Consider the following 24,674-nt stretch of genomic DNA (forward strand, 5'->3'; position numbering starts at 1 on the left):
GCCCAGATTACGCGTCGAACCGCGCCGACACGGCTTCGCCGTGCGCGGGGAGCTGCTCGGAGTCGGACAGGGCGAGGATGCCGTCGTGCACGGCACGCAGGGCTTCCCGGTCGTAGGAGATGACCTGCTGCGAGCGCAGGAAGGTCGCAGCACCCAGACCGGCGGCATAACGCGCCTGTCCCCCGGTCGGCAGGACGTGGTTGCTGCCGGCCAGGTAATCGCCGAGGCTCACCGGCGTGTGCGAGCCCACGAACACCGCACCCGCGTTGACGTAGTCGTCGGGTCGCGGGTCGCGCAGGTGCAGCTCGAGGTGCTCGGGGGCGTAGGCGTTCGAGAAGGCCGCGGCCGCGGGGATGTCGTCGACCAGGACGATGGCCGACTGGGGACCGTCCAGCGCGATCGCGACGCGCTCGGCGTGGCGGGTCGCGGCCGCGCGAGCGGAGACTCGCTTTGCGACGGCCTCGGCCAAGTCGGTCGAATCGGTGACCAGGACGGCGGCGGCCTGCTCGTCGTGCTCCGCCTGGCTGACGAGATCGGCGGCCACGAGGTCGGCATCCGCTTCGCCGTCGGCGACGATGAGGATCTCGGTGGCGCCCGCTTCCGAGTCGGTGCCGACCACACCGGCGACGACGCGTTTCGCGAGTGCCACGAAGTTGTTCCCCGGTCCGGAGATGACGTCGACGGGATCGAGGCCGAGCGAGCCGACGCCGTACGCGAAGGCGCCGATCGCTCCCGCGCCTCCCATCGCATAGACCTCCGAGATGCCGAGGAGGCGCGCGGCCGCGAGGATCACGGGGTGGATGCGTCCGTCGTGGTCGCGCTGCGGTGGAGATGCCAGCGCGACCGACTCCACGCCGGCGACCTGGGCGGGGACGACGTTCATCACGACGCTGGAGGGGTAGACCGCCTTGCCACCGGGGACGTAGACCCCGACGCGACGCACCGGCCGCCAGCGCTGCTCGACCCGTGCGCCCGGGCCGAGCTCGGTCACGCGGTCCGGCGGGATCTGGGCGGCGGAGGCCAGCCGCACACGCCGGATGGACTCCTCGATCGCGGTCCTGACCGCCGGTGGAATGGCCGCCAGCGCCTCGTCGAGGTGCTGGGCGGGAACCCGAACGGAGTGGCCTTCCACGCCGTCGAAGCGCGCCGCCTGCTCACGGAGCGATGCCTCTCCGCGAGCGGCGACATCATGGACGATCTCGGCTGCGGTGGCCAGGGCGAGCCCGCGGGCGGCCTCTGCCCGGGGAACGGCGGCGAGCAACTCGGCGGGCGTCAGACGACGGCCGCGAAGATCGATGGTGCGCATCGTTCCAGGCTAGCGCGCGGCCACGGCGGACTCAGCCGCGCGTGACATCGGTGGTGTCGTGGAGGTAGCCGACGCGACCGTCCTCGTGGCGGACCACGAAGACCTCGCCGCGGTCCTCGATGACGAGGGCCCACGCCGTCGGCCCGATCCGGAAGAGCGGCGCACCCATCTCGTCGAGGACATCGCGCTCATCCGGGGCGAGCGCCCAGAACGCCTGGGGCGCGGCGAGAGGCTCGATGACCGTCGTCGCGCCGGTGTCGAACGGCTCCGCCGCGTCGGCCGGTGCCGACTCGGGCGCGCCGGAGGACGCCGGAGCCTCCGCGGGGACGGCGTAGCCGGCCGGAGCGGCGTAGCCGGTGTACGCGGGGGCGCCGGTGCCCGCTGCGTACGGAGCGCTGTGCGCCGATGCGGTGTGCGCCGGACCGGTGTGCGGTGCCGGGCGGGCGGATGCCGGCCGGGCGACGACCGGACGCGTCGCCCGCGCCACCCGGTGCGCCGGCGACTCGGGCCGGTGCGCGAAATCGTCGCCGAGAACGGGGAGGTGGGGCGCGACGACGGTGAGCACGACCCCAGCCAGAGCCAGGATCACCTCGACCCACACGACCCAGCTCGCGAGGAACACGCCGGACTGGGCGAGGCCCGCGAACGAGCTCCAGATGATCCCGAGCCAGACGGTGGCGGAGACCGAGAAGGCGACCGACGCGAACTGGTCGATGCCGAGCGAGCCGACACGGCGGATGCCCTGCGGGGAGAAGCGGCGCAGCAGCACCAGGAAGACCGCGACCGTGGGCACGCCGATCGTCAGGATCCAGTCGATCCCCGCGCCCCACACCGACACCCCGGCGCCGAATCGGCCGTACACGGGGAAGAACGAGCAGATGAACGCGACAGCCCAGACACCGGCGAGAGCGACCTCGCGGATCGAGAGCGGACCCACTCCGTACTGCGGCGGCACCTCCCCCGACGAGCCCGCGGCGGACGCGGCGGAGGTGTCTTCGGACGACGACGGCATCTCCGCAGCGTCGTCGACCGGGGCGTGCTCGGCGGACGCATGCTCGGCGGACGCGTGCTCAGCGGGCTCATCGATCACGACGGGCTCGACGGCCGACTCGTCGATCACGACCGCCGCATCCGGTGCGGGCGCGAACGCGTCCGAGGCCGCGTCGGCCTGCGCACCGTCGACGTCGCCGGCGGCCGTGGTCTCGTGTGCCGGCTCGGCAACGCCGGGCGCTGCGTCCTCGGGACGGCCGTCGTCGGAGTGGATGTTCTTCTCGTCGGTCACGATGTTCCCTTCGTCGCGGCGGTTGCGCTGCGGTGGAATCCTACCCGGCTCAACCCAGACACTGAGGTCCCAGAAGTCCCTTGAGCTCACCGTAGAGATCAGGCGTCACGCGTACCGGATGAGGCACCTCGAACACCTTCGCGGTGCCGGCTCTGTGGAGCTTGAGCGACACCTCGGTCTCACCGCTGTGCCGACGCAGGACGGCCGCCAGCTCGCCGATCGTCGACTCCGTCGCTCGCTGCTCCGGAAGCAGCAGCACGAGCGGCCCGGCGGCATCGAACGAACCGAGGTCGGGAGAGAAGGCCGACTGACCGTGGAGGTTCAGCCCGTCGTCTCGACGCGACACCCGTCCTCGCACGACGAGGATCGAGTCGGCCACCAGCATGCTCTGGAACTCCGTGTAGGTCTTTCCCATGAACATCACGGTCACCTCACCGTCGAAGTCCTCGATGGTGATCATGCCGTAGGGATTACCGCTCTGCTTCGCCACGCGGTGCTGCACGCTCGTCACGAGCCCGGCGACGGTGACCTGATCGCCGTCCTGGACGTCTTCCGACGCGAGCAGGTCGTGGATCGAGGTCGACGCGTGCTTGGCCAGCGGTATCTCCAGTCCGGCCAGCGGGTGGTCGGACACGTAGAGCCCGAGCATCTCGCGCTCGAACGCGAGCTTGTCCTTCTTCGTCCATTCGGGCCGCTCGGGCACCTTGGCCGGCATGACCTCTTCGGCCTCGTCGTACAGGCTGTCGAAGTCGAATCCGATCGCACCGGTCGCGGCCTTGCGCTTCGCATCGACCGCCGCTTCGACCGCATCCTCGTGGATCTCCATCAGGGCGCGCCGGGTCGATCCGAGCGAGTCGAAGGCCCCCGCCTTGATGAGGGACTCGACGGTGCGCTTGTTGGCGACGTGGAGCGGGACCTTCGTGAGGAAGTCGTGGAAGCTGACGTAGTTGTCGTCGGCGCGAGACGCGATGATGCCGTCTACGACGTTCGCACCGACGTTGCGGACCGCACCCAGGCCGAACCGGATGTCCTCACCGACGGCCGCGAAGTATCGGATCGACTCGCCGACGTCGGGCGGCAGCACCTTGATGCCCATGCGGCGGCACTCGTTCAAGTACACCGCCATCTTGTCCTTCGAGTCGCCGACGCTCGTGAGCAGGGCGGCCATGTACTCGGCCGGATAGTGAGCCTTGAGGTACGCCGTCCAATAGGACACGAGGCCATAGGCGGCGGAGTGCGCTTTGTTGAAGGCGTAGTCCGAGAACGGGAGCAGGATGTCCCAGAGCGCCTGGATCGCCCCTTCGCCGAAGCCGCGCTCCTTCATACCGCCCGAGAAGCCCTCGTACTGCTTGTCGAGCTCGGACTTCTTCTTCTTGCCCATCGCGCGGCGGAGGATGTCTGCCTGACCGAGCGAGAAGCCGGCGACCTTCTGCGCGATGGCCATGACCTGCTCCTGGTAGATGATCAGGCCGTAGGTCGTGTCGAGGATGTCGCGCAGCGGCTCTTCCAGCTCAGGATGGATCGGTGTGATCGGCTGCAGGCCGTTCTTCCGCAGCGCGTAGTTCGTGTGCGAGTTCGCGCCCATGGGTCCCGGGCGGTACAGCGCGATGACGGCCGAGATGTCCTCGAAGTTGTCGGGCTTCATCAGGCGGAGCAGTGATCGCATCGGCCCGCCGTCGAGCTGGAACACCCCGAGCGTGTCGCCGCGGGTGAGCAGGTCGTAGGCCGGGCGGTCGTCGAGTGCGAGATGCTCGAGGTCGAGCTCCTCGCCCCGGTTCATGCGGATGTTGTCGAGCGCGTCCGAGATGATCGTGAGGTTGCGCAGCCCCAGGAAGTCCATCTTGATCAGTCCGAGCGTCTCGCACGACGGGTAGTCGAACTGCGTGACGATCTGGCCGTCCTGCTCGCGGCGCATGATCGGGATGATGTCGAGGAGCGGCTCCGACGACATGATCACGCCGGCCGCGTGCACGCCCCACTGCCGCTTCAGGCCTTCGAGCCCGAGGGCGCGGTCGAACACGGTCTTCGCCTCGGGATCGGTGTCGATCAGGGCGCGGAACTCGCTGGCCTCCTTGAACCGCGGGTGGTCCTTGTTGAACATGCCGTCGAGCGGCATGTCCTTGCCCATCACGGCCGGCGGCATCGCCTTGGTGAGCTTCTCGCCCATGCTGAAGGGGAAACCGAGCACGCGTCCGGCATCCTTCAGGGCCTGCTTCGACTTGATCGTGCCGTAGGTGACGATCTGCGCGACACGCTCGGAACCGTACTTCTCGGTCACGTACTCGATGACCTCGCCGCGGCGACGGTCGTCGAAGTCGACGTCGAAGTCGGGCATGCTGACGCGGTCGGGGTTGAGGAATCGCTCGAAGATCAGACCGTGCTCGAGCGGATCGAGGTCGGTGATGCGCATCGCGTACGCCACCATCGAACCGGCGCCCGACCCGCGCCCGGGGCCGACCCGGATGCCGTTGTCCTTCGCCCAGTTGATGAAGTCGGCGACGACGAGGAAGTAGCCCGGGAAGCCCATCTGCAGGATGATGCCGGTCTCGTATTCGGCCTGCTTGCGCACCTTGTCGGGGATGCCGCCGGGGTAACGGTAGTGCAGCCCCGCCTCGACCTCCTTGACGAGCCAGCTGTCTTCGGTCTCGCCGTCGGGCACGGGGAACCGCGGCATGTAGTTGGCCGAGGTGTTGAACTCCACTTCGCAGCGCTCGGCGATGAGCAGGGTGTTGTCGCACGCCTCGGGGTGGTCGCGGAAAAGCTGCCGCATCTCCTGCGCGGTCTTGATGTAGTAGCCGTCGCCGTCGAACTTGAAGCGATTCGGGTCGTCGAGCGTCGAGCCGGACTGCACGCAGAGCAGCGCCGCGTGGGCATCGGCCTCGTGCTGATGCGTGTAGTGCGAGTCGTTGGTCGCCACGAGCGGGATGTCGAGGTCTTTCGCCAGCCGCAGCAGGTCGGTCATCACCCGGCGCTCGATCGACAGGCCGTGGTCCATGATCTCGGCGAAGTAGTTCTCCTTGCCGAAGATGTCCTGGAACTCGGCAGCCGCAGCGCGAGCGGCGTCGTACTGACCGAGGCGGAGCCGCGTCTGCACCTCGCCCGAGGGGCATCCCGTCGTCGCGATCAGCCCCTTGCCGTAGGTCTGCAGCAGCTCGCGGTCCATGCGCGGCTTGAAGTAGTAGCCCTCCATGCTCGACAGCGAGCTCAGCCGGAAGAGGTTGTGCATGCCCTCGGTGCTCTGGCTCCACATCGTCATGTGGGTGTAGGCGCCCGAACCCGACACGTCGTCGCTCTTCTGCTCGGGCGACCCCCACGCCACACGCGACTTGTCGCTGCGGTGCGTTCCCGGAGTCACGTACGCCTCGAGACCGATGATCGGCTTGACGCCCGCCGCCTTGGCGGCGCGGTAGAACTCGAAGGCGGCGAACGTGTTGCCGTGGTCGGTCACCGCGATCGCCGGCATGCCGTAATCGGCCGCTGCCTGGGTCATGGCCGCGATCTTGGCTGCACCGTCGAGCATCGAGTACTCGCTGTGCACGTGCAGATGAACGAAGGAGTCGGATGCCACCAGACGAGTCTACGTTCGGCCCCGGACACCGGTCCTAGGCTGGGCCCATGGCCACTCCCGACTTCGTCCTCGATCTGCGCGAGAAGATCGGCACCGCTCCGCTGCCCCTCGTGGGGGTGACCGCCGTGGTGTTCCGCGATGAGAAGGTGCTCCTGGGGAAGCGCGCCGACAACGGCAGGTGGCAACCCGTGTCGGGCATCGTCGATCCCGGCGAGGAGCCCGCCGACGCCGCGGTCCGTGAGTGCCACGAAGAGGCCGGGGTCGTCGTCCGCGCCGAGCGGCTCGCGCTCGTGCACCAGATCCCTCGCATCGTCTATGCCAACGGCGACCAGGTCGACTACCTCGACCTGGTGTTCCGCTGCTCATGGGTCTCGGGCGAGCCGCATCCCGCGGACGGCGAGCTGACCGAGGTCGGGTTCTACGATCTCGGGCAGATGACCGACGTGGCACCCGAGCACGTCCGCAAGATCGCCCTGGCCGTCGCGGAGGACGACCCGGCGACCTTCCGGGGCGGGCGATGACCTCGCGGGTCGCGCTGGGCGACCTGCTCGATGCCCTCGCGCGCGATCAGGGCGATCCGGGCGGTGGTGCCGCCAGCGGCGTCATCACGGCTGTCGCGGCCGCGCTCGCGCAGATGGTCAGCCGCTACAGCTCCGCAGAGCCCGCCGCGCCCGGCATCGATGCTCGGCTCGCGCGCCTTCGCGACGCGGCCATCGCCGCCGCCGACGACGACGGGCGGGCGTCGGGCGCCCTCGGTGCCGCGCTCCGTCCGGTCCCGGGCGACGACCCCGGCGTGCGCGACCGGCGCATCGTCGAGGCGGCGACCGGGGCCATCGAGACGTCCGCGGCTCTCGGCGGGATCGCCCTGGGCGTCTGGAGGGAGGTGCGTCTCCTCGCCGACGTGGGCAACCGCCACCTCATGTCGGATGTCGCCGTCGCCGCCGACGCCGTTGCGGCCGGACTCGGCGGCGCGGCGACGAACCTGTCGGGCGGACTCACCCTCGTCGCGGCGCACGGTGACCCGGCACCCCTCGAATCCGCGCACGGCACTCTGCGCGACCGCCTCCTCGCGGCACGGCGTGAGGCCCGCAGCCTCGCCGACCGGCTCGGCGAGGGGTGACCGCACGCGACACGGCGTACGCCGGCCTGCGGGTCAGTCGCCCCTGAGCGTCTCGAGAGCCCGCGCGAGGTCGGCCGGGTACGGCGACGTGAAGGTCGCCCACTCCCCCGACACCGGGTGGTCGAAGGCGAGCCGATGCGCGTGCAGCCACTGGCGGGTCAGGCCGAGCCGAGCCGACAGCGTGGGGTCGGCTCCGTACAGCGGGTCCCCGACGCAGGGATGCCGGTGCGCGGCCATGTGCACGCGGATCTGATGCGTCCGTCCCGTCTCGAGGTGGATCTCGAGCAGCGAGGCGCCGGGGAACGCCTCGAGCGTCTCGTAGTGGGTGACCGAGTCCTTGCCCGCCGGGGTGACGGCGAACTTCCACGAGTGCGACGGATGGCGTCCGATCGGAGCATCGATCGTTCCGGCGAGCGGGTCGGGATGCCCCTGGACCACCGCGTGGTACACCTTCTCGACCTCGCGCTCCTTGAACGCGCGCTTGAGGGCGATGTAGGCCCGCTCGCTCTTCGCGACCACCATGAGTCCGCTCGTGCCGACATCGAGTCGGTGCACGACCCCCTGACGCTCGGCGGCGCCGGTCGTGGCGATGCGGTACCCGGCCGCAGCCAGTGCGCCCAGGACCGTCGGTCCGTCCCACCCCAGGGAGGGGTGCGCGGCGACACCGGCGGGCTTGTCGACGACGACGATGTCGTCATCGTCGTGCACGATCCCGAGGTCGGGAACAGCGACCGGGACGATCTGCGCCTCCGCGCGCTCCTCCCAGAACACATCGAGCCATGAGCCCGCGACGAGCTTGTCGGACTTGGCGAGCGTGCGACCGTCGAGGGTCACCCCGCCCGCGGTCGCCACCTCTGCGGCGAAGGTGCGTGAGAATCCGAGCAGCTTGGCCAGTGCGGCGTCGACACGGACACCGTCCAGTCCGTCGGGGACGGGCAGCGCGCGCTGGGGCATCTCAGCGGTCCGTGACCGTGGTCGTCGGCGCGTCGGCCGAGTCGTCGGCGTGCCGGCGCTCGCGCGAACCGTCGAAGCGGATGCCGACGACGACGAGCACCGCAACGGAGATCATCATCGTCACGATGAACATGTCGGCGACGTTGTAGATCGCCGAGGGGAACCACAGCCACATCCACGGGGTATGGATGAAGTCGATGACGTGCCCGACGAGGAAGCCGGGTTCACGCAGCAGGCGGTCGGTGAGGTTACCGAGCACGCCTCCCAGGAGCAGACCGAGGACGATGGCCCACGACCGCGTGCGGACACGGCGGACCGTGAGCACGATCACGACGACGGCCACGGCCGCGAGCGCGAGCGTGAAGATCCAGGTCACGCCCGTGCCCAGCGAGAACGCGGCGCCGGGGTTCTTCGTCAGGTAGAGCTGGAAGAAGTCGCCGAGGACGGGAACCTCGCGCTGATAGGGCAGATTCTCCAGGGCGAGGTACTTCGTGAACTGGTCGGCGGCCAGTACCACTGCCGCGAGAATCGCGACGAGGGCACCGGCCGCCGGACCGTTCAGACGCTTGCGCGACGCCAAGGATTACGCGCCGGCCGAGACGCCGGTCGTGTCGAGGTCGCGGAGCTTGCTCTCGATGAAGCCGCGGAGCTGACCGCGGTAGTCCTTCTCGAACTGCTGCAGCTCGGAGATGCGGCCCTCGAGCGACACGCGCTCGGCCTCGAGGCGCGCCACCTCGTCGCGGCCGCGGGCCTCTGCCTCGGAGATGATCGATGCGGCCTGTGCCTGCGCGTCGGCGATGAGCTTGTCGCGCTGAGCCTTGCCCTCGGCGACGTGCTCGTCGTGCAGGCGCTGGGCCAGCTCGATGATGCCGGCGGACGCGGCGGCCGGAGCCATGTCGGCGGCGGGGGCGGGCTGCTCGACGGCCGGAACCGGTGCGGGCACCTCCTCGACGACCGCGTCGTCGGTGGAAGCCGCGGCGGGGGTCTCACCCGACTCGTACGCGGCGAGCTTCGCCTTGAGCTCTTCGTTCTCGGCGATCGTCTTGCGCCATTCCACGACGATCTCGTCGAGGAAGTCGTCGACCTCGTCGGGGTCGAATCCTTCCTTGAAACGCACGTGCTGGAACTGCTTGGTGACGACGTCTTCAGGGGTCAAAGCCATGGTGTTGTCCTCTTTCAGGGCTCACGACGCGGGCCGGTCAGCCGGCACCCGCCGCAGCGGGCCGTACCCACCCAGCATAGTCCGACGCCTTCGCGGCCGCGACGATCCCGCCGGGACCGCCTCAGACGAAGGCGATCACGCGCGTGATCGACAGCAGGATGAAGCAGGCCAGCATGGTGAGCGGGAATGCCAGATCGATTGCGATGACGCCGAGTCTGATCGGAGGGATGACGCGGCGCAGTGTCTTGATCGGGGGGTCCGTGATCGTGTAGACGACCTCGGCGAGCACGAGGGTGAATCCCCTCGGGCGCCACTCCCGGTTGAACAGGGGGATGTACTCCAGGATCAGTCGGACGAACAGAACGAGGATGTACAGCAGGAGAGCGAAGTAGACGAGTGCGGCGATCAGCCGTACGACATCCACGTCAGATCACTGCGCGAACGGCGCCGCCTCAGGCTCAGCCTGAGCCACAGCGCCGTCGCCGGAGACGGCGATGTTCTCGGGCGAGAGCAGGAACACCTTGCTCGTCACGCGCTCGATGCGGCCGTAGAGACCGAGGGACAGGCCGCTCGCGAAGTCGATGAGCCGGCGCGCGTCGGCGTCGCTCATCTGCGAGAGGTTGATGATCACCGGCACGCCCTCGCGGAAGTTCTCGGCGATCACCTGCGCGTCGCGGTACTGCTTGGGGTGGACGGTCAGGATCTCGCTGACGGTGCCCGTGGTGGGCTGACGCACGACCGCCGGACGGTGCAGGGGCGTCACCGGCGCGGCCGGCTTCTCGACAGGCTTGTCACGGCGAGCCTGCTGCTCGGCCTGCGGCTCTTCGTACATTTCTTCCTCATCTGCGAGGCCCAGGTAAACCATGGTCTTCTTCAGCGGGTTCGACATCGCATCCTCCGTTTGCTCGTCTGTTCCGAGGCTATCCGCGGTCCGGGCGCGGTCCCGTGATTGCCGATCCGATCCGCAGGTGTGTCGCACCGGCGGAGATCGCTTCGACGAAATCGCCGGTCATGCCGGCGGAGATCCAGGTCGCGTCGGGCGCGACGGAGCGCAGGACGTCCGATGCCTGCGCGAGACGGGCGAAGGCCGATGCCGGCTCCTCGCTGAGCGGGGCGACGGCCATGACGCCGCGAACGCGCAGGCTCGGGCAGTGCTCCACGATGTGTGCCGTCAGCGCCTCGACACCGGCAGGCGCGACACCGCCACGACCGGGGTCGTCGGTCAGGTTCACCTGCACCAGCACGTCGAGCGGCTCCCCCTCGGGATCGGCGCCGTGGAGCGAGTCCGCAATGCGCGAGCGATCGACGGAGTGGACGACATCCGCCGCCGCTCGCACCGCCCGCGCCTTGTTCGTCTGCGCCTGGCCGATGAAGTGCCAGCGCATCCCGTCGAGCGCGGGAAGCGCGGCGCGCTTCGCGCTGAGCTCCTGCTGCCGGTTCTCGCCCACGTCGCGCACGCCGAGGGCATGGAGCTGAGCGATGAGCTCGGGTGGATGGAACTTGGTCACGACGATGCGGGTCACCTCGTCGGGCGCGCGACCCGACGCCCGCATCGCAGCGGCGATGCGGGCGTCGACGTCGGCGAGCCGTTCGGCCAGGTCCGGCATGGGGCGATCGGCCTACTTCAGGAAGTCGGGGATGTCGAGGTCGTCGTCGCCGAAGACCGAGTCGTACGACTCGCTCTTGGCCGACACCGGCACCGTCTCCTTGGCCTCGCGGCGCTCGGCGGGCTCGGATGCCGCGGCCTCCTCGGCCGGGATCTCGGGGAGGACCGGCGGCGCCGAGGGACGTGCGGCCGCGATCGGCTCGATGCGAGCCTGCGGCTCGCCGCCGTCGAACCCTGCGGCGATGACCGTCACCCGCACCTCGTCGCCGAGGGTGTCGTCGATGACCGTACCGAAGATGATGTTCGCCTCGGGGTGCGCAGCTTCCTTGACCAGCTGAGCGGCATCGTTGATCTCGAAGATGCCGAGGTTCGAGCCGCCCTGAATCGACAGCAGGACGCCGTGGGCGCCCTCGATCGAGGCTTCGAGCAGAGGCGACTCGACGGCGAGCTCGGCGGCCTTGATCGCGCGATCGGCGCCGCGGGCGGAACCGATGCCCATGAGCGCCGAACCGGCTCCCTGCATGACCGACTTGACGTCGGCGAAGTCGAGGTTGATGAGACCCGGGGTCGTGATGAGGTCGGTGATGCCCTGGACACCGGCGAGGAGCACCTGGTCGGCCGTCGCGAAGGCCTCGACCATCGAGATGCCGCGATCGCTGATCTCGAGCAGGCGGTCGTTCGGGACGACGATGAGGGTGTCGACCTCTTCCTTCAGCTTCGACACGCCGGCCTCGGCCTGGCTCTGGCGACGGCGACCCTCGAAGGAGAAGGGCTTCGTGACGACACCGATCGTGAGCGCGCCGATCGACTTGGCGATGCGCGCCACGACGGGCGCACCACCGGTGCCGGTTCCACCGCCCTCGCCGGCGGTGACGAACACCATGTCGGCACCCGCGAGCGCCTCCTCGATCTCTTCGGCGTGGTCCTCGGCCGCTCGACGCCCGACCTCGGGGTCGGCGCCGGCACCGAGGCCGCGCGTCAGCTCACGGCCGACGTCGAGCTTGACGTCCGCGTCGCTCATGAGGAGCGCCTGCGCGTCGGTGTTCACCGCGATGAACTCGACACCCCGCAGCCCCAGCTCGATCATCCGGTTGACGGCATTGACGCCGCCACCGCCCACACCGACGACCTTGATCACCGCGAGGTAGTTCTGGTTCTGGCTCATGCCGGCCTCCATCTCGTCCCGAACCCTGCTCGTAAACCTTCAACCTCACGTAGAGGTTTAAAGAATTGCCGGGTATGCAATTCCTGAGTTGAAGCTACGCACTCATGGACTCACCCGACGGACGTGAGCGGCGTGTCGCGACATCCCGCGTTTCACGGCACCGGAAGAGGGGCGTAGACGGCCGTGGCGACTCGATCGGCGCGGCGTCGATCGACGCGGTTCAGCGGACGACGGCTGCCTGCGGCGACGAGACGTCGTAGCCGGAGGCATCCGCTCGCGCGTTCATCAGCGCTTCGAGCGCCTGCACCTTCTTGCCGGAATCGGACGGCCCGCCCCAGACGACCGAACGGCCGTCGGCGAGCGTCAGGGTGACGTCGTTGGGCGTCGTCGCCGAGAGCACGGTCACCTGGGACCGCAGCGAATCCGGCAGGGAACGGAACACCTGACCCGCGGCGGCGAAGGTGCTGGAGGACAGACCGCCCTCGACCTCGAGGAGCGGTTGTCCCGCGGGCGGCTCGGGGGTCGTCGAGAGGGCGACCCCGGCCGCGTCGACGAGCGTGTAGCCCGCTTCGCCCTGCACGGCACCCACCGGCGTCCGCTCGACGATGCGCACCACCAGCTCATGCGGGGGCCTGGCCTCGAGACTGTAGGACTCGACCAGCGGGAACGAGACCAGCGCCGCCTTGACGGCGCTCTCGTCGACGAGGGGCATCGGCGTGCCCAGCTGACCCGCGAGCGCCGTCTCCACGGCCGCCGCGTCGAGCTGCGCGGTGCCGACGATCGTGATGCGCTCGACGGCGAACAGCGGGCTGTAGGCGGCACCGATCGACCCGAGGACGAGGGCGACCAGCACGCCCGCGGAGACCATCCAGATGCGTCTGCGCCGACGCTGGCGCGCCGTGAAGCGCCGCACCTCGCGGCGGAGCGCACGTCGTCGCGCACGCGCGGCGCCCCACAGGTCGCGCGCCGTGAGCGGGCGATCGGCCGAGTCGGCGTCCGCGGCATCCGGCGGCGGCGTCGTGGACTCCGCCCGCGCCGGCGGATCGAACGGAATGATCGGGGCGATTCCGTAGTCCCGGCCGCGCTGGTGCCACAGCTCCTCGACGGGCTGAGTCTGCGTGGAGTCCGGCGAGGCGACCTCGGCCCCGTTGCCCGCGTCCTGCCCCGCAGGGGCGCGACGCTTCCCGGACGCGCCTGCGCCGTCCTGCCCGCCGGCGGGCCGTGACGAGGGCGGCAGCGGACTCGGGCGGCGCACCGGCTAGTCCTCCGCCCGGGCGAGCGCGTCGAGCACCTGCGGGATGATCAGGTTCACGTTCCCGCAGCCCAGGGTGACGATGAAGTCGCCGTCGCGCGCGACACCGGCCGTGTAATCCGCGGCTTCCTGCCAGTCGGGGACGAAGTGCACGCGCTCGGCGTCGGCGAACGCGCCGCTGACGAGCTCGCCGGTGACACCCGGGACCGGGTCCTCGCGTGCTCCGTAGACATCGAGGACGACGGTGTGGTCGGCGTGCGTCTCGAGGACGTCGGCGAACTCACGGAACATCTCCTGGGTACGCGAGTACGTGTGCGGCTGGTGGAGAGCGATGATGCGCCCCTCCCCCACGACCGTCCGTGCCGCGGAGAGTGCCGCCGCCACCTCGGTCGGGTGGTGGGCGTAATCGTCGTACACACTGACACCGCGAGTGACCCCGTGGAGCTCGAAGCGCCGAGCCGTGCCCCCGAAGCCCTCGACGGCGCGCAGTGCGCGCTCGAGCTCGTACCCGAGGGCGGTCAGCACCGCCACGGCACCCGCTGCGTTGATCGCGTTGTGGGCACCCGGCACCGAGAGGCGCCCGTGGACCGTCTCGTCGCCTACGGTGAGCGAGAACGACACCGGACCGTCGGTCACGATGTCCGAGACCCGCACGTCCGCGTCGGCAGCCTCGCCGAACGTGATGACCCGCCGGTGCGTGAGGGCCGCCGCGACGCGGCCCGCACCGGGGTCGTCGGCCGAGATGACGACGGCTTCGCGGGCGCCGTCGGCGAAGCGGACGAACCCGTCGTAGAACGCGTCGCGCGTCTGCCAGTGGTCCAGATGATCCGGATCGACGTTGGTGATGAGCGCGATCGAGGTGTCGTAGAGCAGGAAGGTGCCGTCGGACTCGTCCGCTTCGATCACGAAGACATCGTCGTCGCCGGTCGCGCTCGAGACCCCCAGATCCGCGATGACGCCGCCGTTGACGAAGGTCGGACGGGTCCCGAGACCGCGGAGCGCCGTGACGATCATGCCGGTGGAGGTCGTCTTGCCGTGCGCTCCGGCCACCGAGACGAGTCGGCGGCCGCCGATGAGCCAGTGCAGTGCTTGCGAGCGGTGGATGACGTGCAGCCCGCGCTCCTTGGCGAGGAGGAACTCCGGGTTCTCGGGCCAGATGGCCCCCGTGTGGACGACCGTGTCGGCGTCGTCGGGCAGGTGCGCCGCGTCGTGCCCGACGTGGACATCGGCCCCGCGCGCCGCGAGCGCGCGCATCGCGGGGCTGTCGGCACGGTCGGAACCCGAGACGCGGATGCCGCGGTCGAGGAACATCCCGGCGAGGCCGGACATGCCCGATCCACCGATGCCGATGAAGTGCGCGGCGGTGATGTCGGCGGGGATCGGGAGGCTCAGGTCGGGTCTGATCATGACCCGTCAAGTCTAGGTCGCCCGGCTGAGAGGACCGCCCGCCACGCCCTCAGCGTCGCTGTGCCGCGTCGAGGAGGGCCACGACGTTGGCCGCCCCGTCGCGTATGCCGATCGACGCGGCAGCGCGCCGCATCCGGTCGAGCTCGTCACGGTCTCTCAGCAGGGGAACGACCTCCGCGCGCACGCGGTCGGGCGTGAAGTCGGCGTCGTCGATGATGCGGGCAGCACCGGCTCGCACCGCTCCCGCGGCATTCAGCGCCTGCTCGCCGTTGCCCACGGCGTAGGGGACGTACACCGCCGGGATGCCGAGTGCGCTGACCTCGCTCACGGTCGCCGCTCCCGAACGCGAGACCACGACGTCCGCGAGAGCGAACGCGAGATCCATCCGATCGAGGTACGGCACGACCCGGTAGTCGGGCGACGGCGCGTCGGACACCTCGTTGCGCTCCCCCGCGGCGTGCAGCACCTGCCAACCGGCGTCGACGATGTCCCGCCACGAACCCGCGAGCGCCTCGTTGAGCCGTCGCGCCCCCAGCGAGCCGCCGAAGACCAGGACGACCGGGCGCGCCGGGTCGAGACCGAAGGCGGCCGCGGCTTCGTCGCGACGCGCTGAGCGGTCGAGGTCGACGATCTCGCGGCGGAGCGGCATCCCGACCACCTGCGAACCGCGAAGCGGCGTCCCCTCGAACACGGTGCCGGTCGCGGCGGCGTTCCGCGCCCCCAGGACATTGGCGAGGCCGGGACGCGCGTTGGCCTCGTGGACGACGTAGGGAACGCCCTCGCGGCGCGCGGCGACGTAGGCCGGCGCGGCCGCGTAGCCGCCGAATCCCGCGACGACGTCGACGCCGCGTTCGCGGATGTGAGTGCGCACCTGTGCGACCGCCCGCAACCAGCGGGCGGGGAACCGGACGGCGGCGCCGTTCGGGCGACGCGGGAACGGCACCTTGTCGACGATGAGGAGTTCGTAACCGCGCTCGGGCACCAGACGGGACTCGAGCCCCTCGCGCGTGCCCAGTACGAGAACGGTGTCGTCGGGACGTCGGGCACGCAGCTCGTCGGCGACGGAGAGCAGCGGATTCACGTGTCCCGCCGTGCCGCCGCCCGCCAGAAGGTAGGTGGTCACCGGATCGAGCCTACCGGCGGGCGGAGCCGGCCCGAGCGGGCGCCGGCCGCACGGGTCGCGCCCCCGAGGCCACGTCGAGCGCGGGCGTGCGCACCGGCAGCGTGCGTGCGAACGACAGCAGGACTCCCGTGGCGAGAAGCCCCGAGACGAGCGAGGTGCCGCCCTGAGACATGAACGGCAGCGGGACGCCGAGGACCGGGAAGACGCGCAGCACGACGCCGATGTTGATGAGCGCCTGGCCCACGATCCAGATCGTGATGCCGCCCGCGACGATGCGCACGAACGGATCGTTGGTCTTTCGGATGATGTGGAAGGCCCCGACGGCGTAGAGGGCGAACAGGCCGAGCACGACGGCGCAGCCGATGAGCCCGAGCTCCTCGCCGACGATCGCGAAGATGTAGTCGTTCGCCGCGGCCGGCAGCCACTGGTACTTCTCGCGGGAGTTGCCCAGGCCGAGCCCGAAGATCCCGCCGCTCGCGAGCGCCCAGACGCCGTGGAGCGGCTGGTAGCACGAGCCCGCGTCGGCGAAGTAGCAGTCGGTCGAGTCGACGTTGAGGAAGCTCATGATGCGAGCCATGCGGTTGGGGCTCGTCACGGCGAAGACGGCGGCGGCGACCACGACCAGGATCACGGGGATCACGAACAGCCGCAGCTTCACGCCGGAGAAGAAGAGGCACCCCAGCAGGATCGACATGAGGATCATCGCCGTCCCCAGGTCGTGTCCGCCCATGACGGTGCCGATCACCAGCGTGCCCACGGGCACCACCGGGATGAACACGTGCTGCCACTTCGACAGGAGCGTCTGCTTGCGGTAGAGCACGAACCCCAGCCAGATCGCGAGCGCGAGCTTGAGGAACTCCGACGGCTGCGCCTGGAACCCGAACAGGGAGATCCAGTTCGTGTTCCCGTCGTTGTGGACACCGAGGCCCGGGACGAAGACGAGCAGCTGCAGCGCGATGCCGAGGCCGAGCGCCGGCCACGCGATGCGCTTCCAGAACTGCAGCGGCATCCGGCCCGCGATGAACATGAGCGGGATGCCGAGGAGCGCGAACACCGCCTGCTTGAGCACCGTCTCGAACGGGCTCGCGTTCGCCGTCGCCATCGTGGCCGAGAGGACCATCACGAGACCGAAGCCCGTCAGGATGAGCGCGGTCGACGCGAGCAGCAGGAACTCGCTGGGCACCGGGGCGAAGACGCGCCCCAGCGACACCCGCGCGGCGAATCCGCTGCGCGCCGGGCCGTCGTCAGCGAGGTTGGTCGGTGGTGGCGTCGGGCGGCTCGGCGTCGTGGTCACCGTCTCCCCTTCCGATCCGTTCGCGCACGGCGTCCGCGAAGCGGCGACCGCGGTCTGCGTAGGAGGCGAACTGATCGAACGAGGCGGCTGCGGGAGCGAGGAGGACGACGTCCCCGTCACCCGCGACCTCGGCCGCCAGTTCGACGACCCGTGCCATGACCTCCTCAGTCTGAGTCGCCTCGACCTCGATCACCGGAACCGCGGGGGCGTGTCGCGCGAACGCCGCCAGAACGGCCGTGCGGTCCTCGCCGATGACGATGGCCGCCTTGGTCGCGGCGCCGCGTCCCGCGACGAGCGCGGAGATGTCGACCCCCTTGAGGAGCCCGCCCACGACCCAGATCGCACCCGGGAAGGCGGCGAGCGACGACGCCGCAGCGTGCGGGTTGGTCGCCTTGGAGTCGTCGACCCAGGTCACGCCCGCCACTCGGGCGACGACTTCGATCCGGTGGGGATCGAGGCGGAACGCCAGGACGGCGGCGCGGATGGCGGCCGGCTCGACGTCCAGGGATCGTGCGAGCGCGGCCGCGGCCAGGATGTTCGCGACGATGTGCGGAGCGGCGAGGTCTCGCGCCGCGAGCTCGGCGACCGTCGTCAGCTCGAGAGCCGAAGCGCGCCGGTCCTCGTGGAAGGCGCGATCGACGAGGATGCCGTCGACGACGCCGAGGTCGCTCGGGCCGGGCACGCCCAGGTCGAAGCCGATGGCGCGGCAGCCCTCGACGACCTCGGCCTCCTCGACCATCTCGCGCGTGGCGACATCCGCCTTGTTGTAGACGCACGCGACGCGGGTGTTCTCGTACACCACGGCCTTGGCGTCGCGATAGGCGGCGAACGAGCCGTGCCACTCGAGGTGGTCGTCCGCCAGATTCAGGCAGACGCTCGCGTGCGGCGAGAGCCGATCGGGGCCTTCGGCCAGTCCCAGATACCAGAGCTGATGACTCGACACCTCGACGACCAGGACGTCGAATCCACCCGGATCGCGGACGGCGTCAAGCACCGGCACGCCGATGTTGCCGCAGGGCGCGGCACGCAGTCCCCCGGCGGCGAGCATCGCGGCCGTGAGTTGCGTCGTGGTCGTCTTGCCGTTCGTGCCCGTGATGAGCACCCAGTCGGCCGGGCGCCCGTCGGGGCGGACGACCTTGTCGCGCACGCGCCATGCCAGCTCGATGTCGCCCCACACGGCGATGCCGCTCTCGCGCGCCCATCGGATGACGGGGTGATGCGGCGGGAACCCGGGCGAGGCGACGACGACGTCGGGGGCGTGATCGGCCACCGCGTCGGGGACGCTCTGCAGCGAGCCGTCATGCAGCGCGACGCCGATCACCGGCAGGAGCCGCGCGTACTCGGCATCCGCTCCCTCCGTCGCCACGAGGACGTCCGCGCCGAGCTCGGCGAGGGTGTCGGCCACCGAGAAACCCGTGACCGAGAGTCCGAGGACGACGACGCGGAGGCCGCGCCAGTCGGCGTTCCAGCTCGTCAGGTCGTGCAGGCGCGCGGTCATACCGCCGCCAGCCAGGCCACGTAGAAGAGACCGACGCCGCCGACGGCGAGCATCCCGGCGATGATCCACATCCGCACGACGATCGTCACCTCGGGCCACCCGCGCATCTCGAGATGGTGGTGGAAGGGGCTCATGAGGAAGAGACGCTTACCGCCGGTCGCCTTGAAGTAGTACCGCTGGAGGATCACCGAACCCGGGGCGATGATGAACACGCCGGCGATGATGACCGCGAGCAGCTCGGTGCGCGAGAGCACGGCCATGGCGACGATGACGCCGCCGATCGCCATCGATCCGACGTCGCCCATGAAGATCTTGGCCTTCGGCGCGTTCCACCAGAGGAACCCGACGAGTGCGCCCACGAAGGACGCCGAGATGATCGTGAGGTCCATCGGGTCGTTCGTCGTGTAGCACGCGGCCTCGTACGCCGGCACGAGGGCGCCGCTCGCGCACCGCTGCTGGAACTGCCAGAAGGTCACGAGGCTGTACGCCGACACCGTGAAGATGCCCGCGCCGGTCGCGAGCCCGTCGAGACCGTCGGTCAGGTTGGTGGCGTTGGACCACGCGACGGCTTGGAAGGAGATCCACGCGAGATACAGGAGCCAGCCGGCGACACCGCCCAGCGCCATGAACGACAGCCAGTCGATGTCGCGGAAAAGCGAGATGAAGGGCCGTCCGACCGGCTCGCCTCCGTCGTTGGGCACGAGCAGGGCGAGGATGCCGAACGAGACGGCCACGATCACCTGCCCGGCGACCTTCCGCCACCCGGAGAGCCCGAGGCTCCGCTGCGATCGGACCTTCATGTAATCGTCGATGAACCCGACGATTCCCAGCCCGACCATCATCCAGATGACGAGCAGACCCGACATCGACGGCGGCGCGCCACCGGTCAGCGTGCCGACGAGGTAGCCGACGATCGTGCCGATGATGAAGATGATGCCGCCCATCGTGGGCGTCCCGCGCTTGGCGTGGTGGCTCGGGTTGGTCGCGTCGTCGGGCGTGCGGATGACCTGACCCCACCCGAGCTTCTCGAAGAGCCGGATGAACAGGGGGGTCAGGAAGAGTGTGAACGCGAGCGAGATCGTCGCGGCCGTCAGCAGGGATCTCACGAGAAGAATTCTCCCAGACGATCACCGAGGTGCCGCAGTCCGGCGGAGTTCGACGACTTCACCAGCACGCGGTCGCCCGCGCGGAGCTCCTCGATCAGGTAGTCGTAGGCGGCGTCGGCGTCCGCGAAGAACACCGCCTCGCCGTCCCATGACCCCTCGCCGATCGCAGCGAGGTACAGGCGTCGCGCCTCGGCGCCGACGACGACGATCCGCTCGATGCGGAGGCGGACGGCCTGGAGGCCGACGCGATCATGCTCGTCACCGGCGAACTCTCCGAGCTCGCTCATCGCACCGAGCACGGCCACCTTGCGCTCGCCGGGCTGCGTGATCTGCGCGAGGGTCCGCAGCGCTGCGGCCATCGAGTCGGGGCTCGCGTTGTAGGCGTCGTTGATGATGCGCACGGACTCCGACCCGAGCGGCTGCATCCGCCAGCGCTCTGCGAGCTCGACCGTCTCGAGCCGCGCGATGGCGTCTTCGAGCGCGACCCCGAGCTCGAGAGCCGCGGTGATCGCGGCCAACGCGTTCATGACGTGATGCTCGCCGAGCACCCGCAGCCGCAACGGCATCCGCTGATCTCCGACGGCGACGACGCAGGTCGTCCCCGACGCGTCCACCTCGACATCGTCCGCCCGCACCTCGGCTGCGGCGCCCCGTCCGAACCAGCGGACGCGCACACCGCGCGCCTCGGCCACCGCTGCCATCGTCGCGACGCGCGCGTCGTCGGCGTTGAGGACGGCCACGCCGCCGGGGCGGACCGCCTCGACCAGCTCGGTCTTGGCCTTGAGGGTCGCCTCGACGCCGCCGAAGCCGCCGGCGTGGGCCATCCCGACCATGAGCACCACCCCGACATCGGGGGTCACCAGGCCCGCGAGACGCGCGATCTGACCCGAGCCGTCCGCGCCGAATTCGCTGACGAGGTAGCGCGTGTCGTCCGCGACACGGAGCATGGTCAACGGCGCACCGACGGAGTTGTTGAACGATGCCCGCGGCGCGACCGTCGGCCCCTCCCCCTCGAGGATGCGAGCGAGGAGGTTCTTCGTCGTCGTCTTGCCGTTGGAACCGGTGATGCCCACGACGCGGAGATCACCCGTCGACCGCACGCGTCCGACGACCTCGCGCGCGAGGTCGGCCAGCGCCGTCACGGCGTCGGCGACGACGATCTGCGTGATCTCGGCGTCGACCGGGTGCTCGACGATCGCGAGCGCGGCTCCGGCCTCGGCGGCCGCGGGCACGAAGAGGTGGCCGTCGGTCGCCTCACCCGGCTTGGCCACGAAGACATCTCCCGGACCGATGTTCCGCGAGTCCGTGTCGACCGTTCCCCCGACGCGGGTGGCGGGAGAGTCGCCCCCGGCGAGGTGGAGGGTGCCGGAGAGCACTCGAGCGATATCGGACAACGGAAGGGAGATCATGTTCAATCCTCGGACGCGCTCACGCGCATCACTGGGTCACGGGGAGCAGTGGCGTCTGCGAGTCGGACGGCATGATCCGGTAGTGCTTGAGCACCTGGGTCATGGCCTTCTGGAACGCCGGCCGGTTGGCTGCCGACAGACGCAGGGTCTTCGGCTCGTCGAATGCCGTCAGGACAACATACTTCGGATCGTCGGCGGGTGCGTAGCCGACCAGCGACGTGTAATACAGGTTGTCCTTGTACGCACCGGTGTTCGGGTCGACCTTCTGCGCGGTGCCGGTCTTGCCCGCCATGCGGTATCCGGGGATCGCGATGTCATCGGCGAGCGTGCCCTGAGCGAAGACGTTCTCGAGCATCTCGCTGACCTGGGTCGCGGTGCTCTCCTTGATGACACGTACCGGCTCCGGCAGATCGGGCTTGGTGACCGTGCCGTCGGACGCCGTGCAGGACTCGACGAGGCTCAGCGGCTCACGCACGCCGCCGTTGGCGATCGTCTGGTAGACCGATGCCACCTGCGGAGCCGTGACGGTGAACGCCTGGCCGAACGTCGTCGTGTAATAGGTCTGGTTGTCCCACTGGTCGGCAGGGATGTAGGTGCCCTTCGGCTCCCCCGACCAGTTGAGCGCCGTTCCCTCACCGACACCGAACTTCTTGAGGTACTCGAGCCGGGTCTCCGGGTCGACCTGCGAGCCGAACTGCGACAGAGCGACGTTCGACGAGGTGACGAGTCCTCCGGTGAGCGTCAGGTTCTGGGCCTCGTGGTGCTCCGAGTCGTTGACGACGGCGCCGTTGGGGAACTCCATCCGGTCGGGCGACCATGCGGTGGAGAGCGGTGTCAGCCCGGCTGCCTCGATCGCGGTCGCCGCTGTGACGGGCTTGAACGTCGAGCCCGGCTCGTACGAGTCGCGGAAGAGGCGGCTGCCCCGGTCGGCGGGATCGGATGCAGCGATGTCGTTGAGATCGACGCTGGGATACTCGGCGGCGGCGCGGATCTTGCCGGTCGCGACCTCGACGACGAGGATCGATCCGCTCTCGGCCCCGAGGTTCTGGGTCTGCTCGGCGATCAGCTGCTGCATGTACCACTGCAGGTCGCGATCGATCGTGAGCTGCAGCGTCCCGCCGTTGACCGGTGCCGGGTCCTCGACCTCGGTGCCGGGGATGACGACGCCGTCGAGACCGCGCATGTAGCGGATCTTTCCGTCGCTGCTCTGCAGACACGAGTTCTGGAGAGCTTCCATCCCCTCGAGGGGCGTCTCGTCCGATCCGACGAAGCCGATGACGTTGCCCGCGACGGCACCGTCGGGGTAGGTGCGGTGCGGGTGCTGGTCGAAACCGACGAAGGGCAGCTTGAGGTCGGCCAGGGCACGATACTGCTCAGTGGAGATCCCCCGCTCGAGGTAGGCGAAGCGCGAGTCGGGGTCGGCGGCGACGGCGGTCGTGACGATGCTCTCGACCTCAGCGGCATCCTGCCCGGTGACAGCGGCGATCTCGGCTGCCAGCTCGGGCCAGGTGACCGTCACGGTCTGGCCGTCGTCGTTCTTGCGCTTGATCCCCTCGACCGCCAGCTTCGGGTCGATCTTCGCGTCGTAGACGGAGGTCGTCGTGGCCAACGTCGCACCGTTGGCGTCGGTGATGTCGCCGCGCGTGCCGAACAGGTCGGTCCCGGCCTCCATCGCGAGGTTGCGGGCGTCCGCCTCGTGCTCGTCGGCATTCACGACCTGGATGTCGACGAGCCGGACGATGAACGAGACGACGACGATCAGGACGACGAGGAGTGCGACGACCGTACGGCGGCGCGGACTGCGGGTGGCTCGTGTCGTCATGGTTCTCAGTGTGTGCTCGGGGCGGGCAATCCGTCTGCGATGGGCGGGGGTGTCGCACGATCGGCGCCCACCAGCTCATCCGTGCTCGTGCCGCTCTCGAGGCTCGCGGCGGGGTCGGTCACCAGCGGAACCCCGGCGACGAGCGAGTTCGCCACGGCGGCCCGACCGAGGGCGTCGACGTTCGAGTGCGATCCGGCCGCACTCGCCGAACCCAGCACGGCGCCGTCGCTCAGTCGCAGGTAGCTCGGCGATTCGGCGATGACCATACCCAGCGCCGTCGCGTTCGCCGCGAGGTACTGGGGCGAGGCGAGCCCGGCGAGGTCATCCTGGATGATCTGCTTCTGCCAGGTGAGCTGACGCTGCTGCTGCGAGAGCGCCGAGATCTCGTACGAGGTCTGCGTGGTGAGGATCGACAGCCCCATCTGGACCGCACCGATGAGAACGGCACCCGACACCGCGATGATGCCGTAGAGCATGCGGGGGCGGCGGCGGCGCGCAGCACCGGTGACCAGGCGCAGATCGCGCTGGCGCTCGCGCTCTCCCTCGCGAGGGAGCCGGCCGGGGACGCTCGCGAAGAAGTCGTCGCCGAGCGGAGACGGGATGCGGGCGGTGTTGTCGGCGGTCACGAGGCCTCCCTCATCCGTTCCGCCGCGCGCAGCCGGACGGGCGTCGCGCGGGGATTGCGTTCACGTTCTTCCTCGGATGCCAGCTCCGCACCCCGGACCAGCAGCCGGAACCGCGGCGCGTGCTCGGGGAGCTCGACCGGCAGACCGCTGGGCGCGGTCGAGGACGACGCCTCGGCCAGCACGCGCTTGACCGCGCGGTCCTCGAGCGACTGGTAGGACATCACGACGATGCGTCCGCCGACGGCCAGCGCGTCGAGCGCGGCGGGCAGCGCGCGCTCGAGCACGGCCAGCTCGGCGTTCACCTCGATGCGCAGCGCCTGGAACACCCGCTTGGCGGGGTGCCCCGCGCGATCGCGCTGCACGGCGACCGGGGTCGCGGCGATGAGCACGTCGACGAGCTCGCCGGATCGGGTGAGCGGAGCACGGCCGCGGGCCTCGATGATCGCTCGCGCGTATCGGCCGGCGAGCTTCTCCTCGCCGTAGCGCTCGAAGATGCGGCGCAGGTTGCCCTCGCTGTAGGTCGCGAGGATCTCGGCTGCGGTCGTGCCGGCGGTCTGATCCATCCGCATGTCGAGGGGCGCGTCCTGCGCATACGCGAATCCGCGGTCCGCCTCGTCGAGCTGGAGCGAAGACACGCCCAGGTCGAACAGGATGCCGTCGACGCGGCGGATGCCGAGGGAGTCGAGCGCCTCGCGGATGCCGTCGTACACCGTGTGCACGAGGTCGACACGGTCGCCGAATCGGGCGAGGCGCTCCCCCGCGATGCGGAGCGCGTCGGTGTCGCGGTCGAGCCCGACCAGCCGCACACCGGGGAACCTCTCGAGGAGCGCTTCGGAGTGCCCGCCCATGCCTTCGGTGGCGTCGACGACGACGGCGCCCTCGTGCTGCAGGGCAGGGGCGAGGAGCTCGACGCAGCGGTCGAGCAGGACGGGGGTGTGGATGTCGTCGTTCGTCATGATCGTGGTGGGACGGCC

The 24,674-nt window shown here is 69.9% G+C and carries 22 protein-coding genes; 2 read left to right on the plus strand and 20 right to left on the minus strand.

Annotated elements, in window-relative coordinates; all coding sequences use genetic code 11:
• Positions 1 to 7 precede the first annotated feature (7 nt).
• Genes hisD through dnaE form a run of 3 tightly spaced genes read right to left on the minus strand, consistent with a single transcriptional unit; the run spans position 8 to position 6,156 of the window.
• Positions 8 to 1,306, minus strand: coding sequence for a histidinol dehydrogenase (gene hisD, locus CI089_RS12850; RefSeq protein ID WP_094261889.1), 1,299 nt, complete (start codon positions 1,304 to 1,306; stop codon positions 8 to 10).
• A 31-nt stretch (positions 1,307 to 1,337) separates the two neighbouring features.
• Positions 1,338 to 2,588, minus strand: coding sequence for a hypothetical protein (locus tag CI089_RS12855; RefSeq protein WP_094261890.1), 1,251 nt, complete (start codon positions 2,586 to 2,588; stop codon positions 1,338 to 1,340).
• A gap of 49 nt (positions 2,589 to 2,637) precedes the next feature.
• Positions 2,638 to 6,156 carry a DNA polymerase III subunit alpha gene (gene dnaE / locus CI089_RS12860; protein ID WP_094261891.1) on the minus strand — a complete coding sequence of 1,173 codons (3,519 nt, stop codon included), beginning with the start codon at positions 6,154 to 6,156 and terminating at the stop codon, positions 2,638 to 2,640.
• Between the two features lie 47 nt (positions 6,157 to 6,203).
• Here dnaE and CI089_RS12865 point away from each other — a divergent pair, with 47 nt between their 5' ends.
• Both CI089_RS12865 and CI089_RS12870 read left to right on the plus strand, forming a co-directional pair.
• Positions 6,204 to 6,677 carry an NUDIX hydrolase gene (locus CI089_RS12865; protein ID WP_094261892.1) on the plus strand — a complete coding sequence of 158 codons (474 nt, stop codon included), beginning with the start codon at positions 6,204 to 6,206 and terminating at the stop codon, positions 6,675 to 6,677.
• Positions 6,674 to 7,276: a cyclodeaminase/cyclohydrolase family protein gene (locus tag CI089_RS12870; protein WP_094261893.1), complete on the plus strand. Its 603-nt coding sequence runs from the start codon at positions 6,674 to 6,676 to the stop codon at positions 7,274 to 7,276. Before CI089_RS12865 ends, CI089_RS12870 begins: the two co-directional genes overlap by 4 nt.
• Before the next feature lie 33 nt (positions 7,277 to 7,309).
• Here CI089_RS12870 and CI089_RS12875 read toward each other — a convergent pair whose 3' ends face one another.
• The 17 genes from CI089_RS12875 to rsmH form a co-directional block, all read right to left on the minus strand.
• On the minus strand, positions 7,310 to 8,230 hold the full coding sequence (locus CI089_RS12875) for an RluA family pseudouridine synthase (RefSeq protein WP_094261894.1): 921 nt from the start codon (positions 8,228 to 8,230) through the stop codon (positions 7,310 to 7,312).
• A 1-nt stretch (position 8,231) separates the two neighbouring features.
• Positions 8,232 to 8,810, minus strand: coding sequence for a signal peptidase II (gene lspA / locus CI089_RS12880; protein ID WP_094261895.1), 579 nt, complete (start codon positions 8,808 to 8,810; stop codon positions 8,232 to 8,234).
• 3 nt (positions 8,811 to 8,813) lie between these two features.
• Complete coding sequence (locus CI089_RS12885) at positions 8,814 to 9,392, minus strand: DivIVA domain-containing protein (protein WP_094261896.1); 579 nt, start codon at positions 9,390 to 9,392, stop codon at positions 8,814 to 8,816.
• Between the two features lie 121 nt (positions 9,393 to 9,513).
• Positions 9,514 to 9,816: a YggT family protein gene (locus tag CI089_RS12890; RefSeq protein WP_094261897.1), complete on the minus strand. Its 303-nt coding sequence runs from the start codon at positions 9,814 to 9,816 to the stop codon at positions 9,514 to 9,516.
• 6 nt (positions 9,817 to 9,822) lie between these two features.
• Positions 9,823 to 10,281 (minus strand): cell division protein SepF, encoded by a 459-nt coding sequence (locus tag CI089_RS12895; RefSeq protein ID WP_023951545.1) that lies wholly within the window; start codon positions 10,279 to 10,281, stop codon positions 9,823 to 9,825.
• Between the two features lie 31 nt (positions 10,282 to 10,312).
• Positions 10,313 to 10,999 (minus strand): YggS family pyridoxal phosphate-dependent enzyme, encoded by a 687-nt coding sequence (locus CI089_RS12900; protein ID WP_094261898.1) that lies wholly within the window; start codon positions 10,997 to 10,999, stop codon positions 10,313 to 10,315.
• Between the two features lie 12 nt (positions 11,000 to 11,011).
• Positions 11,012 to 12,163 (minus strand): cell division protein FtsZ, encoded by a 1,152-nt coding sequence (gene ftsZ, locus CI089_RS12905; protein WP_088380394.1) that lies wholly within the window; start codon positions 12,161 to 12,163, stop codon positions 11,012 to 11,014.
• Between the two features lie 220 nt (positions 12,164 to 12,383).
• The gene (locus CI089_RS12910) at positions 12,384 to 13,418 is read right to left on the minus strand and encodes an FtsQ-type POTRA domain-containing protein (protein ID WP_094261899.1); all 1,035 of its coding nucleotides are present in this window, start codon (positions 13,416 to 13,418) and stop codon (positions 12,384 to 12,386) included.
• A 3-nt stretch (positions 13,419 to 13,421) separates the two neighbouring features.
• On the minus strand, positions 13,422 to 14,822 hold the full coding sequence (gene murC, locus CI089_RS12915; protein ID WP_094261900.1) for a UDP-N-acetylmuramate--L-alanine ligase: 1,401 nt from the start codon (positions 14,820 to 14,822) through the stop codon (positions 13,422 to 13,424).
• A 49-nt stretch (positions 14,823 to 14,871) separates the two neighbouring features.
• Positions 14,872 to 15,945: a UDP-N-acetylglucosamine--N-acetylmuramyl-(pentapeptide) pyrophosphoryl-undecaprenol N-acetylglucosamine transferase gene (locus tag CI089_RS12920; protein ID WP_094261901.1), complete on the minus strand. Its 1,074-nt coding sequence runs from the start codon at positions 15,943 to 15,945 to the stop codon at positions 14,872 to 14,874.
• Between the two features lie 10 nt (positions 15,946 to 15,955).
• Positions 15,956 to 17,239: a putative lipid II flippase FtsW gene (ftsW, locus tag CI089_RS12925; protein ID WP_094261902.1), complete on the minus strand. Its 1,284-nt coding sequence runs from the start codon at positions 17,237 to 17,239 to the stop codon at positions 15,956 to 15,958.
• Positions 17,190 to 18,737 carry a UDP-N-acetylmuramoyl-L-alanine--D-glutamate ligase gene (gene murD / locus CI089_RS12930; protein ID WP_094261903.1) on the minus strand — a complete coding sequence of 516 codons (1,548 nt, stop codon included), beginning with the start codon at positions 18,735 to 18,737 and terminating at the stop codon, positions 17,190 to 17,192. Before murD ends, ftsW begins: the two co-directional genes overlap by 50 nt.
• Positions 18,734 to 19,843: a phospho-N-acetylmuramoyl-pentapeptide-transferase gene (mraY, locus tag CI089_RS12935; RefSeq protein ID WP_094261904.1), complete on the minus strand. Its 1,110-nt coding sequence runs from the start codon at positions 19,841 to 19,843 to the stop codon at positions 18,734 to 18,736. Before mraY ends, murD begins: the two co-directional genes overlap by 4 nt.
• Positions 19,840 to 21,252 carry a UDP-N-acetylmuramoyl-tripeptide--D-alanyl-D-alanine ligase gene (locus CI089_RS12940; protein ID WP_094261905.1) on the minus strand — a complete coding sequence of 471 codons (1,413 nt, stop codon included), beginning with the start codon at positions 21,250 to 21,252 and terminating at the stop codon, positions 19,840 to 19,842. Before CI089_RS12940 ends, mraY begins: the two co-directional genes overlap by 4 nt.
• Before the next feature lie 28 nt (positions 21,253 to 21,280).
• The gene (locus tag CI089_RS12945) at positions 21,281 to 23,074 is read right to left on the minus strand and encodes a peptidoglycan D,D-transpeptidase FtsI family protein (RefSeq protein ID WP_094261906.1); all 1,794 of its coding nucleotides are present in this window, start codon (positions 23,072 to 23,074) and stop codon (positions 21,281 to 21,283) included.
• Positions 23,075 to 23,079: 5 nt separating this feature from the next.
• Positions 23,080 to 23,700 (minus strand): hypothetical protein, encoded by a 621-nt coding sequence (locus tag CI089_RS12950; protein WP_094261907.1) that lies wholly within the window; start codon positions 23,698 to 23,700, stop codon positions 23,080 to 23,082.
• On the minus strand, positions 23,697 to 24,656 hold the full coding sequence (gene rsmH, locus CI089_RS12955; RefSeq protein WP_094261908.1) for a 16S rRNA (cytosine(1402)-N(4))-methyltransferase RsmH: 960 nt from the start codon (positions 24,654 to 24,656) through the stop codon (positions 23,697 to 23,699). The genes CI089_RS12950 and rsmH overlap by 4 nt, the downstream gene beginning before the upstream one ends.
• Positions 24,657 to 24,674: the final 18 nt, after the last annotated feature.

It is taken from the genome of Microbacterium sp. Yaish 1, assembly GCF_002245215.1.
Lineage (GTDB): Bacteria > Actinomycetota > Actinomycetes > Actinomycetales > Microbacteriaceae > Microbacterium.